13 protein-coding genes are annotated in these 13,718 nt (G+C 72.8%); 10 read left to right on the plus strand and 3 right to left on the minus strand.

Annotated features, from left to right (window positions below; translation table 11 throughout):
• Positions 1 to 132: 132 nt before the first annotated feature.
• From ACIPAE_RS16185 to ACIPAE_RS16200, 4 genes are all read left to right on the plus strand, one after another.
• Positions 133 to 915, plus strand: coding sequence for a BTAD domain-containing putative transcriptional regulator (locus ACIPAE_RS16185; RefSeq protein ID WP_366412226.1), 783 nt, complete (start codon positions 133 to 135; stop codon positions 913 to 915).
• Positions 916 to 942: 27 nt separating this feature from the next.
• Entirely contained in the window at positions 943 to 1,158 is a 216-nt protein-coding gene (locus tag ACIPAE_RS16190) for a hypothetical protein (protein ID WP_366412227.1), read from the plus strand.
• Between the two features lie 297 nt (positions 1,159 to 1,455).
• Positions 1,456 to 2,187, plus strand: coding sequence for a GPR1/FUN34/YaaH family transporter (locus ACIPAE_RS16195; RefSeq protein WP_402445632.1), 732 nt, complete (start codon positions 1,456 to 1,458; stop codon positions 2,185 to 2,187).
• Between the two features lie 42 nt (positions 2,188 to 2,229).
• Complete coding sequence (locus ACIPAE_RS16200; protein WP_402445634.1) at positions 2,230 to 2,889, plus strand: hypothetical protein; 660 nt, start codon at positions 2,230 to 2,232, stop codon at positions 2,887 to 2,889.
• A 16-nt stretch (positions 2,890 to 2,905) separates the two neighbouring features.
• Here ACIPAE_RS16200 and ACIPAE_RS16205 read toward each other — a convergent pair whose 3' ends face one another.
• Both ACIPAE_RS16205 and ACIPAE_RS16210 read right to left on the minus strand, forming a co-directional pair.
• The gene (locus ACIPAE_RS16205; protein ID WP_402445636.1) at positions 2,906 to 3,598 is read right to left on the minus strand and encodes an ABC transporter ATP-binding protein; all 693 of its coding nucleotides are present in this window, start codon (positions 3,596 to 3,598) and stop codon (positions 2,906 to 2,908) included.
• Positions 3,595 to 4,683: an ABC transporter permease gene (locus ACIPAE_RS16210; protein WP_402445638.1), complete on the minus strand. Its 1,089-nt coding sequence runs from the start codon at positions 4,681 to 4,683 to the stop codon at positions 3,595 to 3,597. Before ACIPAE_RS16210 ends, ACIPAE_RS16205 begins: the two co-directional genes overlap by 4 nt.
• A 282-nt stretch (positions 4,684 to 4,965) precedes the next feature.
• Between ACIPAE_RS16210 and ACIPAE_RS16215 the strand changes: the two genes are divergently transcribed.
• Together ACIPAE_RS16215 and ACIPAE_RS16220 are read left to right on the plus strand one after the other, a co-directional pair.
• A complete protein-coding gene (locus ACIPAE_RS16215) occupies positions 4,966 to 6,192 on the plus strand; it encodes a sensor histidine kinase (RefSeq protein ID WP_402445640.1) in 1,227 nt (408 codons plus the stop codon).
• Entirely contained in the window at positions 6,189 to 6,827 is a 639-nt protein-coding gene (locus tag ACIPAE_RS16220; protein WP_402445642.1) for a response regulator, read from the plus strand. The genes ACIPAE_RS16215 and ACIPAE_RS16220 overlap by 4 nt, the downstream gene beginning before the upstream one ends.
• A gap of 89 nt (positions 6,828 to 6,916) precedes the next feature.
• On the opposite strand, the gene ACIPAE_RS16225 is transcribed toward ACIPAE_RS16220, so the two are convergent.
• Positions 6,917 to 8,116, minus strand: coding sequence for a cytochrome P450 (locus ACIPAE_RS16225; RefSeq protein ID WP_402445644.1), 1,200 nt, complete (start codon positions 8,114 to 8,116; stop codon positions 6,917 to 6,919).
• 660 nt (positions 8,117 to 8,776) lie between these two features.
• Between ACIPAE_RS16225 and ACIPAE_RS16230 the strand changes: the two genes are divergently transcribed.
• The 4 genes from ACIPAE_RS16230 (at position 8,777) to ACIPAE_RS16245 (ending at position 13,714) form a co-directional block, all read left to right on the plus strand.
• Positions 8,777 to 9,595 carry an SAM-dependent methyltransferase gene (locus ACIPAE_RS16230; RefSeq protein WP_366412234.1) on the plus strand — a complete coding sequence of 273 codons (819 nt, stop codon included), beginning with the start codon at positions 8,777 to 8,779 and terminating at the stop codon, positions 9,593 to 9,595.
• Between the two features lie 523 nt (positions 9,596 to 10,118).
• Positions 10,119 to 11,741, plus strand: coding sequence for a ricin-type beta-trefoil lectin domain protein (locus tag ACIPAE_RS16235; protein WP_366412235.1), 1,623 nt, complete (start codon positions 10,119 to 10,121; stop codon positions 11,739 to 11,741).
• A gap of 316 nt (positions 11,742 to 12,057) precedes the next feature.
• Positions 12,058 to 12,363 (plus strand): hypothetical protein, encoded by a 306-nt coding sequence (locus ACIPAE_RS16240; protein ID WP_366412236.1) that lies wholly within the window; start codon positions 12,058 to 12,060, stop codon positions 12,361 to 12,363.
• Positions 12,364 to 12,424: 61 nt separating this feature from the next.
• Positions 12,425 to 13,714 carry a peptide ligase PGM1-related protein gene (locus tag ACIPAE_RS16245; RefSeq protein ID WP_402445647.1) on the plus strand — a complete coding sequence of 430 codons (1,290 nt, stop codon included), beginning with the start codon at positions 12,425 to 12,427 and terminating at the stop codon, positions 13,712 to 13,714.
• Positions 13,715 to 13,718: the final 4 nt, after the last annotated feature.

Here is a 13,718-nt window from a genome sequence, read left to right on the forward strand (position 1 = left end):
TCGCAGTGCGCGTTCGGGCCCGCGCGCGACCTTTCGGCGCGGATGTGTCGATGGACGCGCGATGTTCCAATGGGAGTGACGCGACACTCGTGCAGTGCAGCAACACCGGCCTTCCAGGCCCGAGGAGACGCAATGCATAAGCGGTCCGACGAAGCCCTTCCCGACCACTTTCCGCATCTGACGCTGATGGGCAGTTTCGATCTGCGACACGACGGGCGGTCGATAGTGATCGCCCCCGCCGGGCAGCGCCTGATGAGCCTGCTCGTGCTGAGCCGCCGGACGGTCACCCGCGAGTACGTGGCCGAGAAGCTGTGGCCGGACTCCTCCGGCGCCCAGGGGGCGCGCTGCCTGCGCTCGGCCTTGTGGCGGTTGCCCAAGCTCAGCCGCCCCCTCGTCGTCGCCACGGTCGGCACCCTCCAGGTTTCCGGCGACCTGCGAACGGACCTGGCGGTCACCGAGGAGGTCCTGCGCCGGGCGATCCGCTCGGCGGAGCCCTCGGCGCGTGAGAGGCCGGACGAGATTCCGGCGCCGGACCTCGACCCGGCGGACCAGGCGCTGCGCTGCGACCTCCTGCCGGAGGCGTGGGACGAGTGGGTCGTCATCGAGCGGGAGCGGCTGCACCAGATGCGGCTGCACGCGCTGGAGTCGCTCGCCCGCGTCCACCGGTCGGAGGGCCGCTTCGGGCAGGCGCTGGACGCCGCGCTGCGAGCGGTCGCCGGCGAGCCGCTCCGCGAGAGCGCCCACCGCCAGGTCATCGAGACCTACGTCGCGGAGGGCAACCTCAGCGAGGCCATCCGGCACTTCAAGGAGCTGCGAGACCTCCTTCGCGCGGAGCTGGGGGTGGAGCCGTCGCCGTCGCTGCGCCGCATCATGGCGAACACCGTCGGCGCGGCGCGCGCCGACCGTGACGTTTAGGTGGCGGCGGTTCGTCAGCGTGAAGTCATGGCTGTTATCGAGACCCCCACCGGAACCCTGATCCTTCGTGTGTGGCTGGAGCCAGGCCAGACGCCTCCGCTGCGCGCCCGCCTGCTGGTCGTCGACAGCGTGCAGCAGGCCCCGGTCGCGTACGCGGCTGCCGCGGGCGTGGACGAGATCTGCGCACAGGTCCGCAGATGGATGGAGAAGTGGAGCGAGAACACGGAGCGTCCGGACGGCTGACGGCTGACGGCTGACGCCGTTCCGGCCGGGACCGGCGTCGGACCAGGCGCGACGGTCCGAATTGGACAAGGTTGCTTCCCGGACGCAAGCTGGTTTCATCTGGATCGCAGCCGGCGGGAAACGGTCTTCATGGCCGATGTACTTCTCACCGAGCCGGAATCGCGGAATCTCGGAATCGCGGAGACGCAAAACGCGGAAGCGCGCAAACCCAGAAAGGGGACGCGCGTAAACCCGTAGACCCGGAAAACCGTCATTCCCGTGTGGTCCGGGTTCACCTACGGTGCGGAAGGTGATGACGTGGCTGACACACCCCATGGCCCCGCCGGAGAAGATCCCGAAAAACTCTTCCCGAATTCCAATCCCGCCCGCCACGAAGACGACCTGCGGTCGATGGTCCGGATCAATCTGCGGCCTCTTGCCACGCCGATGCCGGTCGGTCTGTTCACCGTCGCCATCGACTCGGTCGTGGTCTCGTCCTACCAGTACGGAATTCTTCCGCAGAGCGCCCAGACCGCGGTCGCGCTCGTCGTGTTCCCCGCTTTCGTCATCCAGGTCATCGTGGGAATCTTCGCGCTGCTCTGCCGTGACGCCACCGCCGCGACACTCATGATGAGCTTCGCCGCCAGCTGGCTCATCGAGGCGGGCATCTTCTTCTTCCAACCGGCCCAGACGAGGGAAGTGCTGGGGATCTTCCTCATCACGTTCGCCGTCTTCGTCCTGCTGATCCTGCTGACCGCCGCGGCGAAACGGGCGCTGGCCGCGGTCCTGCTGGTCGCCGCGCCCCGGTTCCTGGTCTCCGGCATCGCGGGGGTCACGGGCAACGACACCATCGGCAAGGTCGGCGCGGTCCTCGGCTTCCTGCTCGCCGGGGTCGCGATGTACACCGCCTGGGCCCTGCTCTTCGAGGAGACCCGCGGACGCGCCGTCCTGCCGGTCGGCCGTATCGGCCCCGCCCGCGCCACCAGCAGCGACCTCGCCGGCCAACTGCGGGACATCGAACGGCAGGCCGGAGTCCGCCGAACCCTGTGACCGCCGCCGTGAGGGCTGTTCATGTCATGTCAGGAGGATGCCGTGCACGACACGCTGATCGACCGCACCTACCAATGGCTCGTCCACCGCAGGCACCGCGCGCAGACCGCAGGTTCGCGGCCAGGTCCTGACGGGTTCGGGCTCGATCCGGCGCTGGTCGGTCGATTCACCGACGGCACGCTGGGGGCGCAGGACGAGGCCCGGCTCGCCCAGGAAGTGGCCGAACTCGTCCCGCATGCCGAGGACCTGCCCTTCAAGGGGGAGGAGTCCCTCAACCGGGTCATCTCGTATCTCGGCGGCGAGGTCGAGTTGATGACCTGGCTGGACCGGCACCCCGGCCGGCCACGGCTGACCGCGCGGATCTCCGCCCTGCTCGGCCTCCTCGACGAGTACGCCGCCGACCCGGGAGTCGTCGGCGCCCTCCGGGCCGCCCGGGAGCGCGAGCCGTATCCCGCCGCGCTGCGCGCCTACCTGGTGCCGCAGACCAACGAGGACACGCTGTCCGCTCTCGCCTACCGGGTGAAGGAACTCCTCTCCGACCAGCGGGAGAAGGACGCGATCGGGCTCGCCGACGCGGTCGCGGAGTGGGTGCGCCAGGCCGTGGCCGACGCGGACGACCCCGGAACGGCGGCCCGGAACCTGGCCGACCTCCTGGCCCGCGCCGAAAGCGACCTCACCGACGCCACCCCCGCCCAACCGTGAGACCGGGTACGGCGGTTCACCTTGGCTGATCGGGGGTGGCCGGGGGGCGGAGGCGGCCGTCGTGGATTTCGGCGATCCGGTCGGCCGCGGTCAGGTGGGCGTGGTCGTGGGTGACCAGGACGGTCGCGGTGGACCGGTGGCGGGTGAGGCGGGCGATCAGGTCGATGACGGCGGCGCCGCGTTCGTGGTCGAGGGCGCTGGTGGGTTCGTCGACCAGGAGCACGGTGGGGTCGTTCATCAGGGCGCGGGCGATGTTGACGCGCTGGCGCTGGCCGCCGGAGAGCTGGTGGGGGCGGCGTGCGGCCTGGTCGGCCAGACCGACGGCATCGAGCAGGTCCATGACCCGGTTCCTTGCCGTACGGGGCCGCCGGCCGTCGATCCGCGCCATGACCTGGAGCTGTTCGGCGGCGGTGAGGGCCGGCAGGAGGTTGGGCTGCTGGAAGACGATGCCGATCCTGCGGCGGCGCAGGCCGGCGAGTTCGCCGCGGCTCAGGGTCTCGGTGGGCGTGCCGTCGATCGTGACGGTGCCGGCGTCGGGGGTGACGAGGGTCGCGGCCACCGCGAGGAGGCTGGACTTCCCGCTGCCGGAGGGGCCGATGACGGCGGTCAGGGTGCCCTTGGGGACCTGAAGGGTGACCTGGTCGAGGGCGGTCAGGCGGGACCCTCCGTCGGGATAGGTGAGGGTGATGCCGGCGATGTCGAGGCTCATCGGGTGCTCCCCAGGGCGGTCAGCGGGTCGACGGAGGTGATGCGCCGGACGGACAGGGCGGCGCCGAGCGCGCCGAGCGCGATCATCACGGCGGCCGGGACCAGGACGGTGGCGGGTTCGAGGAGGAAGGGCACGGCCGAGCCGGCCACGAGGGCGCCGACGCCGACGGCGATAGCGGTGCCTGCCAGGGTGCCGCCGACCAGCAGGACCAGGGCCTGTCCGAGGGCGTCCCCGAGCAGGCCGGCGGTGGACGCGCCCAGCGCCTTGAGGACCGCGACGTCTCCGCTGCGCTGGATGGTCCACACGGTGAAGAAGGCGCCGACGACCAGCGCGGAGATCGCGAACAGGAAGCCGCGCATCAGCTGGAGGGAGCCGTTCTCGGAGGTGTAGGAGCCGATCGCGGACAGCGAGTCGTCCTTGCCGACCGTCCTCGTGCCCGCGGCCGCGTCGGCCGCCTTCACGTCGACACCGGGAGAGGTCGCCAACGCGATGACCGTGGCGGTCGGGCCGCCGGACTTGCCCGTTGGGGGTGCGGCCTTCCGCCAGGTGTCGAGGCTGGTCCACAGGACGGGGACGTGGCTGAAGGAGGCGTTCCCGCGCACCGCCGCGACGGTGACCTGCCGGCCGGCGAGGGCGATGCTGTCGCCCGTGGAGACGTCGAGATGGTCGGCGGCGGCCGTGGACAGGACCACCGCGTGGTCGTCGATCTCGTCGCTGTCGGGGGCCAGCGGGGAGTGCGGCCGCACCCCGAAGGCCGACACGCCGGTGCTCCGGTCGCCCGCGGTCGCCCTGGTGGTGGTGATGCCCAGCGGTTCCGCGCTGCTCACGCCGGGTGTCCTGGCCCACCGCCGCCACTGCTTCTCCGTGACGGTGGAGTCGGCGTACGACAGCGCTTCGCCCGTGGCCGGCACGCCGAAGGCGATCCGGTCCGCGGGCAGGCCGGTGATCGCGGAGATGTTCTGCCGGCCCAGCCCGGCGGTCAGCCCCGACAGCAGCCCGACCAGCAGGGTGATCAGCACGATGACGGCCCCCATCAGGGCAAAGCGCCCCTTGGCGAACCTGAGGTCTCTCCAGGCGACGAACACGGCTGGGGCCTGCCTTTTCATGGGGTGGCGCGGCGGTGGAAGCGAGGTGCGTCACGTTCGCCGGGCGGGTGGAAGCGAGGTGCGTCACGTGCGCCGGGCGGGTGGACGCGGTGCGCCTCCGCCGCCGGCGGGGTGGACGCGGTGTGTGCCTCCACCGTCGCCGTCAGGACCGCACCCGGGCATCTGGCCCAGGACAGCACTTGCCGCACCGAAAGGCCGCACCCGGTCTGTAACTTTCGACGGAGGCCGGGAGCGGCCGCGTCTGCTTAGCCTGGAGGGACTGTGAACATCACCGCCTCCGCGAACGTCACCGCCCCCGCCTTGACCCCGACCACCCGCGCCCTGGCCTGGTGCCTGCATCTGCTGGTCGTCGCCCTGCTCGCCCTGGCCGCCGGCCAGGCCGTGATCGACCACCGCCCGCACGCCGGAGCGGTCATCGCGGCGGCCGCGGCGTGCGCCGTGACGTACGCGGCCGGACCCGTGCTGCCCCGGGTGCACAGCTCGCGCCGGGCCGCCGCACTATGGCTGGCCGCGATGGGCGCCGTCTGGCTGGTGCTGCTGGCCCTGTCCTCCGACGGGGTGTGGCTGGCGTTCCCGCTCTACTTCCTCCAGCTCCACCTGCTGCCCCGCCGCGCCGGACTCGCCGCGGTCGCGGCCACCGCGGTGCCGGCCATCGCCGGCTACTCCGCACACCAGGGCTCCTTCAGCGCGGCCATGGCGATCGGACCGGCCCTCGGCGCCGCCGTGGCGGTGGCAGTGGTCTGGGGCTACCAGGCCCTGTACCGCGAGAGCGAACACCGCAGGCGCCTGGTCGAGGAGCTCACCGCCACCCGTGCCGACCTGGCCGCCGCGCAGCACGCCGCCGGTGTGCTGGCCGAACGCGAGCGCCTGGCCCGCGAGATCCACGACACCCTCGCCCAGGGCCTGTCCAGCATCCAGTTGCTGCTGCGCGCCGCCGAACGGGCCCTGCCGCACCGGCCGGACAGCGCCGCCCGCTACGTCGACCAGGCACGGAACGCCGCCGTGGACAACCTCGCCGAGGCGCGGCGTTTCGTCGTCGCCCTCGCCCCGCCCGCTCTGGAGGGCACCACCCTCGCCTGCGCCCTGGAACGCCTGTGCACCGCCACCAGCACCCGGCACCAGCTCACCGCGCGCTTCCAGGTCGTCGGCGACCCCGTAACGCTGCCGACCGCGCACGAGGTCGCCCTGCTGCGCATCGCCCAGTCCGCCCTCGCCAACACCGTCCGGCACGCCGCGGCCACCACCGCCGAGGTCACCCTCAGCTACCTGGACGACCGCATCGCCGTGGACGTCGTCGACGACGGGCACGGCTTCGACCCCGGACGGCTGCCCGTCCCGGACCCGGAGGCCGGAGGGTTCGGGCTGGCGGCGATGCGGGCCCGCGTGCACGCCCTCGGCGGCGCCCTCGCCGTCGAGTCCGCTCCCGGCCACGGCGCTTCCGTGGCCGCGCGCCTTCCGCTCGCACCCGCAGCAGAGGCCCGCTCGTGACCGACCGCCCCATCCGCCTGCTCCTGGCCGACGACCACCCCGTCGTACGGGCGGGGCTCCGCGCCGTGCTGGAGACCGAACCCGGCCTCGTCGTGGTGGCCGAAGCCGCCACCGCCGAGGAGGCCGTCACCCGCGCCGCCCGAGGAGACATCGACGTCGTCCTCATGGACCTCCAGTTCGGCAGGGGGATGAACGGCGCCGAGGCCACCGCCGCCATCACCGCCCGCCCCGGCGCGCCCCGCGTGCTGGTCGTCACCACCTACGACACCGACGCCGACACCCTGCCCGCCATCGAGGCCGGCGCGACCGGCTACCTGCTCAAGGACGCCCCGCCCGAGGAGCTGGCCGCCGCCGTACGCACCGCCGCCGCGGGCCGTACCACCCTGGCGGCCACCGTCGCGGACCGGCTGATGCACCGGCTGCGCACCCCCGGCGCCACTCTGACCCGGCGCGAGACCGAGGTCCTGGCCCTGGTCGCCACGGGCCTGTCCAACGGGGCCGTCGGCGACCGGCTCCACCTCACGGAGGGGACCGTCAAGTCCCACCTGGCGCACATCTACGCCAAGCTCGACGTCGACTCCCGCACCGCCGCCGTCGCCACCGCGACCGAACTCGGCCTCATCCGCAGGCGGTAGCGAGCGCGGCACTCCGGCGCCTGCCTCAACTCCTCAGTGCCATAACGCGTCACCGCGTCACCGCGTCACCGCCTCACCGCCTCACCGCCTCAGCCGGTCCGGACAGGGAGGGACACGAGTCCGCGCATCAGGCGGGTGCGGCGCCACTCCAACCGGTCGACCGACGTGGCGAGCCCGAGCCCGGGGAAGCGGCTCAGGATCGCGCGCAGGGCGATGTCGGCTTCCGCCTTGGCCAGCGGGGCCCCGACGCAGCGGTGGATGCCGTGGCCGAAGGCCAGATGGCCGGTGGCCTCGCGGTCGAGGTCGAGCCGGTCCGGCGCGGGGAAGCGCTTCGGGTCGCGGTTGGCGGCTCCGAGGTTCACCAGCACGGGGACGTCGGCCGGGATCTCGGTGCCGCCGAGCGTGAGGGCCCGCGTGGTGAACCGGAACGTGGCCGTGCTGACCGGCGGGTCGTAGCGCAGCAGTTCGTCGAGGGCGGCGGGGATGCGTTCAGGGTCGGTGCGCAGGCGTTCCAGTGCGGAGGGGTGCTGGAGGAGCGCCAGGACGGCGTTGCCGAGGAAGTTGGTGGTGGTCTCGTGGCCGGCCACCAGCAGCAGCACCGCCAGGGAGACCAACTCGTGCTCGCTGAGGTGGTCCTGCCCGTCGCGCGCCGCGATGAGCTGGTCCAGGAGCGAGTTGCCGGGCCGGGCCCGCTTGGCGGCGACGAGACCGGTCACGTACGCGGCAAGGGAGTGCGATGCCGCGTCGATGAGATCGGGTTCCCCGGCCGCGAACAGCTCGGCGGACCAGCGTTGTACGTCGGGCCGGTCGGGCTCCGGGACACCGAGCAACTCGCAGATCACGATGACCGGCAGGGGCACCGCCAGGTCGGCGACGAGGTCGGCCTGCCCGCCGACCGGCCACCGGTCCAGCAGCGCGTCGGTGGTCCGGGCGATGAACGGGCGCAGCCGTGTGACGGCGCCGGTCGTGAACGTCCTGGTCACCAGCTTGCGGAGGCTGGTGTGCCGGGGCGGATCGGTGGCCACCATGGTCTGCGCGACCGCCGGGTGCATGCGTCGCCGCGAGTTCCGGCCGGCGAAGAAGGCGGCGGTGTCCTTGGACAGCCGGGGGTCGGCCAGCGCCTGCCGGGCTTCCTCGTAGCCGAGGACCAGGTAGCCGGATTCCCGGTCCGAGCGGGCCTTCCCGTCCGAACCGGCTTCCCCGTCGGAGCCGGTGGGCACGCCCTGGACCGGGCACGCGGAGCGCATGGCCGCGTATGTCGGGTACGGGTCGCGGGTGGGGTCGGTCATGTGATCACGCTCCAACAGGCGTCTCGCGGCCGGCAACCCCCGCACGACGGCGGCCTCGACGGTCGCGGGCTCCTCCTTCGGCTCCCCCCGTCACGGCGTCGGCGGCGCGCTGGACCGTCTCCCGGACCGGACCGGACCGGACCGGAGCGGCCCGGAGCGGCAGGGGCGAAGAGCGAGACTACCGCCGCTGGTCTGGCCGACCCGGCGTTGGCGCAGGCGGGTCGAGCGTGTCGAATGCCCGTCGAGGCACCGGGATCGCCGCTCACGCGGCTACCGGGGGAGTACGACGTCCGAGCCGGCGACGCGGCCGGTACCGGCTCGCCGGTGGCGCCGGGCCGGCGGCCAGGTCGGCGGTGATGTGGCAGGTGGGGACGGATGGGCTGCTGGTGTCTTCCCACGTCGGCCGGGCCGGCATCGCCGACGATTCCCCCCGCGCGTCGCTCGCTCGGGATGGGACACTGGCGGAGCCGGACCCGGGGGGATCGCCGTGCATGGCCCAGGAGTTGAGCCATGCCGGCGACTACGGTGGCACCGGCACCGGCATCGGCACCGGCGTCAGGATCTGGTGCCGGCGTCCTGGCCGCGCTCTCGCGTACGGGTGTCCGTGCCGCGCGGTCCGAACGGCCCAGCAGGGCGGATGGAAGGAATGGGAGGACGGCGTTGACCGATCAGGGGTTCTCCGTGGAGGAGATCGACACCGGCAGGCCCCACCCGGCCCGCATGTACGACTACTACCTCGGTGGCAAGGACAACTACGAGGTCGACCGCGAGGCCGCGCAGCGCGTGATCGACCTGTTCCCGGACATCGTGACGATGGCGCAGGGCAACCGGCAGTTCATGCACCGGGCGGTGCGGTACATGGTGGACAGCGGTATCCGGCAGATCATCGACATCGGTACCGGCATACCCACCGTGCCCAACACCCACCAGGTCGCGCACGAGGTGTCGCCCGAGGTGCGGGTCGCGTACGTGGACAACGACCCGATCGTGGCGACGTATGCGGGGGCGCATCTGCTGGGTGCGGGGAACACCGGATTCCTCCTCGGTGATCTGCGCGACCCGCAGAGCATCCTGGGCCACCCGACCATCAGGGAGCTGATCGACTTCGACCAGCCGGTCGGGCTGATGCTGGTGGCGATCCTGCACTTCATCCGGGACGACGAGGACCCCGCGGGGTTGGTGGCCGCCTACCGGGACGCGCTGCCCGCCGGCAGCCACCTGCTGCTCAGCCACACGACCGGCGACTTCCACCGGCTGGACGGCGACGCGGGGGAGGCCCGGGACGTCTACCGGGACAAGGGGGCCACCGCCACCCTCACCCTGCGCTCCCACGAGGAGGTGCTGGGCTTCTTCGACGGCTTCGAGCTGGTCGAGCCAGGGCTGGTCCAACCGCCGCTCTGGCGCCCTGACGAACCGGTGCCGACGGAGGAGGAGCTGGCGCATGTCGGCTTCTACGGCGGCGTCGGCATCAAGCGCTGACCCCCCGGCCCCACCTGGTGCGCGGCGGCGGTCCGTACCCGGGCCGCCGCGCCCGCTGCCGAACCGCACCGGCGCGGCGGCGGTCCGCTCCGGCGCACCCGCCACCGCGCCCGCACCGCGAGGCGCCACGCACCCGCACCGCACCGGCGTGCGCCTGCCGTGCCGGGTGCCGAGGCATGCCGCGTGCCGAGGCGTGGCGTTAGTCCAGACTATTGACGCGTGCATGTCGCCTGGTTAATTTCGGTGAGCGCTCTCCTCATGGCCCGCGTCCGCCTCCACCGTCACGGCCGCCCCGGCGGTTGCTCTGTTCCACGCGCGAACTCCCGGACTCCGGGGACGATTTGGCAACGTTGTCAGGGTGTCTCGGCAACGTTGTCGGATGGTGTCCGCCCGCCCGGTCCAGCCGCGCGCCCCGCACCTCGGACGCCACCCGCGGGAGAGCGTTCCCGGCACGTCGGCGGTCCTTGCCCGTCCCCGCCGCCGTGTTGGGACCCTCGCCACCCCCACACGAGCAGGTGACAGCATGAAGAGATTGGTCCAGTGGGTGCTGACGCTGGCCGCCGCGACGGGGCTCGCCGCCGCGTCGCCGGCCGCGGCCCACGCCCTCGCCCCGGCCGGCGCGCCCGGCTCATCCGGCTCATCCGGCCAGGTGAAGACCGCACACGCGTGTTCCGCGCCGCTGCACCCCGGTGCCCCGGTCTGCTACGCGCTGGTCCGCACCGACCTGCACGCGCTCCATGACGACGCGCTGTCCCCGCGGGCGAACCCGTCCGGCTACGGCCCCTCGGACCTCCAGCAGGCGTACAACCTGGCCTCCGCCGCCGCGTCGAGCGGCGGCGGGGCGACCGTGGCCGTCACGGAACTGGCGGACAACCCGAACCTCGAGTCGGACCTGGCGACGTACCGCTCGCAGTACGGCCTGCCCGCGTGCACCACGGCCAACGGGTGCTTCCGGAAGGTCAACGGGAGCGGCCAGCAGGGCGACTACCCCGGCGGGGACCCGGGTTGGGGCACGGAGGCGTCGCTGGACGTCGACATGGTCTCCGCGGTGTGCCCGCTGTGCCACATCCTGGTGATCGAGGCCGGCGACCTGGACGCGGCGCAGAACCTGGCGGTGTCGCTCGGCGCCCACTTCATCTCCAACAGCTGGGGGACCGGCGACGGTTCGGGCGACGCCGGCGCCGACGCGGACTTCGACCACGCCGGGGTGGTGGACGTCGCCAGCTCCGGCGACGGCGGCTACGGGGTGAGCTTCCCCGCCACCTCGAAGTACGTCGTCGCGGCCGGCGGCACCAGCCTGCACCAGGACTCCGGTACCTCGCGCGGCTGGACGGAGTCGGCCTGGTCCGGTTCCGGGGCGGGCTGCTCGTCGTGGGAGTCCAAGCCGGCCTGGCAGACCGACACCGGCTGCGGCGGCAACCGGACCGTCGCCGACGTCTCGGCGGTCGCCGACCCGGGCACGGGCGTGGCCGTCTACGACACCTACGGGCAGGGCGGCTGGTTCGTGGTCGGCGGCACCAGCGCCTCCTCGCCGATCATCGCCTCGACCTTCGCGCTCGCCGGCGCCCCCGCCACGAACGCCGCGTCCGTGCTCTACGGCCACCCGTCCGCGCTCAACGACGTGACGTCGGGCTCCGACGGTTCGTGCAGCCCCTCCTACCTGTGCACCGCGACCGCCGGCTACGACGGCCCCACCGGCCTGGGCACCCCCAACGGCCTCGGCGCCTTCGACGGCAGCGGAAGCACCAGCCCGCAGGGGACCGGGCCGATCGTCTCGGGCGTCTCCTCCTCGCTGTGCGTGGACGACCGCTCCTCCGACACCACCAACCTCAACCCCGTGCAGATCTGGAACTGCAACGGCAGTTCCGCCCAGCAGTGGACCGTCGCCGCCGGCAACACCCTCCAGGCGCTGGGCAAATGCCTGGACGTGGACAACTCCGGCACCGCGGACGGCACCACCGTCGACCTCTACGACTGCAACAGCACCTCCGCCCAGGTCTGGCAGCCCCAGTCCAACGGCTCGCTGCTCAACCCCAACTCCGGCAAGTGCCTGGACGACCCGAACAGTTCGACGTCCGAGGGCACCCAACTCCAGATCTGGGACTGCAACGGCACCGGCGCGCAGCACTGGGGCCTGCCCAACTGACCGTTGACCGCTGAACTCTGAGCGCTCAGCGGGTGGCGGGGGGGGGGGCGGGGGGGGGGGCGCCCCCCCGCCCCCCCCCCCCCCCCCACACTCCGTCCCGGGCGGTGAACGCCTCGCGCGGTGCGGATTCCTTCGCGCGACGCGGATGCCCGGGCGCGATCCCGGTCGCAACCTTGACACCGCGTGTCGGCTGGTCAGGTCTATCTGCCGCTTTCCCGGTGACTGATCCGGCGTCGCTACGGTGTGTCACCGTCGGCGCCCTCCATGATCCCGGTGAAGGCCGCACACGGCGGCCGAGTCTGCACGGAGGAGACCGATGAAACGCGCCATGAAGACGCTGGGCACCCTCGCCGCTGCCGCGAGCATCGCGATGGCCGTCCCCGCGTTCGCCCAGGCGGCCGCGGGCACGTTGATCGTCGACGGACGCGCCTACCAGAACCCGCAGGGCTGCTACGACTCGAACCGGTGGCCGCTGACCGTGGACAACCAGACCGACCAGCCGGTGGTCGTCTACAGCGGCCCGCGCTGCTCGGGTGACCTGCTCCGCGTCGTCGGCCCGGGCGAGCGGGCCGTCAGCGAGTTCGGCCAGAGCGTCTTGGTTCCCGACTCGAACGACGACTGAGCCGACCGCCCGAGATGTGGCAACGGGGAAGCGGGGAACGGGAAACGGGAAGGACCGGATCATGATTCCGGAGCACGACGACGTCGCTCCGCTGGTTCTTCTCGCGAACTTCGCTTCCCCGGTGCCGGCGAGTCTGGACGCGAGCGAGGCGGTGCGGGGGTGGTCGGAGCAGGCGCCCCGGAAGGTCTGGCTGGCCCGTCCCGGTGACGTGCTGGTCAGCCCGGTCCCGATCCCGGAGGACTTCCGGCGCTACGCCGGAGGGCTGCTCGGGTTCCCCCACGAGTCGGTGGAGGTCGTCGTCGTTCCGGACCTGCCGGGAACCGGCATGCCGGAGGCCGTCCGGCGGCACGGACTCGGCGGAACCCTCCAGGACCTGGCCCGCCGGCATCCCGGGACACGGCTGCTTCCTCTCGTGCTGGACGGCGCTGCGGTCGCGCTGGCCGCCGAACTCGGCATCCAGGTCTTCCCGTTCGCGTCCGGCCGGCCCGGCGCCGGCGTGCTGGGCGCGGTGGACCGGCTCAACACGAAGACCGGGTTCCGCGCCGTCGCGCGGGAGCGGGGCATCCGGATGCCGGAAGGCCAGGTGTGCCAAGGCGCCGAAGTGCCGGGTGCGGTGGCGCGGATGGTGTCCAGGTTCGGGCGGGTGGTGGTCAAGGCGGACCGCTCCGCGGGCGGCGTCGGCATGCGGTTCGTCTCCCGCGGCGACCCGGCCGCCGGAGCGGAACCGGACGGGACCGGGCTGTGGGTCGTGGAGCGCTGCGTCCAGTACACGAAGGAGGTCAGCGTGCAGTGCGTCGTCGAGGCGGCCGGGCCACGGGTCGTGTTCAGCGGCGAGATGCTCACCCACGACGGCTCGTTCACCGGCTACCGCTCACCGCTTCGCGACGTACCCGCCGAGGTGATCGCGGAACTGCACGCGTGGGGCGTCGCCCTCGGACAGCACCTCGCCGACCACGGGTACGCCGGGCCGTACAGCATCGACGCCCTCCTGGACGACGACGGAACGCTCCACGCCACCGAGAGCAACGTACGGCGCACGGCCACCACCACACCGCAGGCCATGGTCACCCGCCTCGGCCACGCCGCCGGCCGCCCGGCGCCCGCCTGGCTCATCGCCAAACGGACCGCCCGCACCCCGCACACGCTCACCCAGGCCGTCCGGCGCCTGGACACCACCGGACTGGCCTACGGCTCCACGCACGGCGAAGGCGTCGTCCTGTACGCCGGCGGCGCCGCCCGTCCCAGCGGGGCCGGGACCCACTGGCGCTACGCGGTGATGGGCCCCGACCGCCCGCGGATCGAGGAACTGGAGCGCGAACTCGCCGCGGTACTGGACCTGGTCGAGCCCTGACCGC

Source organism: Streptomyces sp. NPDC087270, from assembly GCF_044744625.1.
Taxonomy (GTDB): domain Bacteria; phylum Actinomycetota; class Actinomycetes; order Streptomycetales; family Streptomycetaceae; genus Actinacidiphila.

What these genes read in the sequence shown, in the direction of transcription:
- ACIPAE_RS16240 (WP_366412236.1), top strand. Translation starts at nt 12,058, where the DNA reads ATGAAACGCGCCATGAAGACGCTGGGCACCCTCGCCGCTGCCGCGAGC.
- ACIPAE_RS16190 (WP_366412227.1), top strand. Translation starts at nt 943, where the DNA reads ATGGCTGTTATCGAGACCCCCACCGGAACCCTGATCCTTCGTGTGTGG.
- ACIPAE_RS16185 (WP_366412226.1), top strand. Translation starts at nt 133, where the DNA reads ATGCATAAGCGGTCCGACGAAGCCCTTCCCGACCACTTTCCGCATCTG.
- ACIPAE_RS16235 (WP_366412235.1), top strand. Translation starts at nt 10,119, where the DNA reads ATGAAGAGATTGGTCCAGTGGGTGCTGACGCTGGCCGCCGCGACGGGG.
- ACIPAE_RS16245 (WP_402445647.1), top strand. Translation starts at nt 12,425, where the DNA reads ATGATTCCGGAGCACGACGACGTCGCTCCGCTGGTTCTTCTCGCGAAC.
- ACIPAE_RS16205 (WP_402445636.1), bottom strand. Translation starts at nt 3,598, where the DNA reads ATGAGCCTCGACATCGCCGGCATCACCCTCACCTATCCCGACGGAGGG.
- ACIPAE_RS16225 (WP_402445644.1), bottom strand. Translation starts at nt 8,116, where the DNA reads ATGACCGACCCCACCCGCGACCCGTACCCGACATACGCGGCCATGCGC.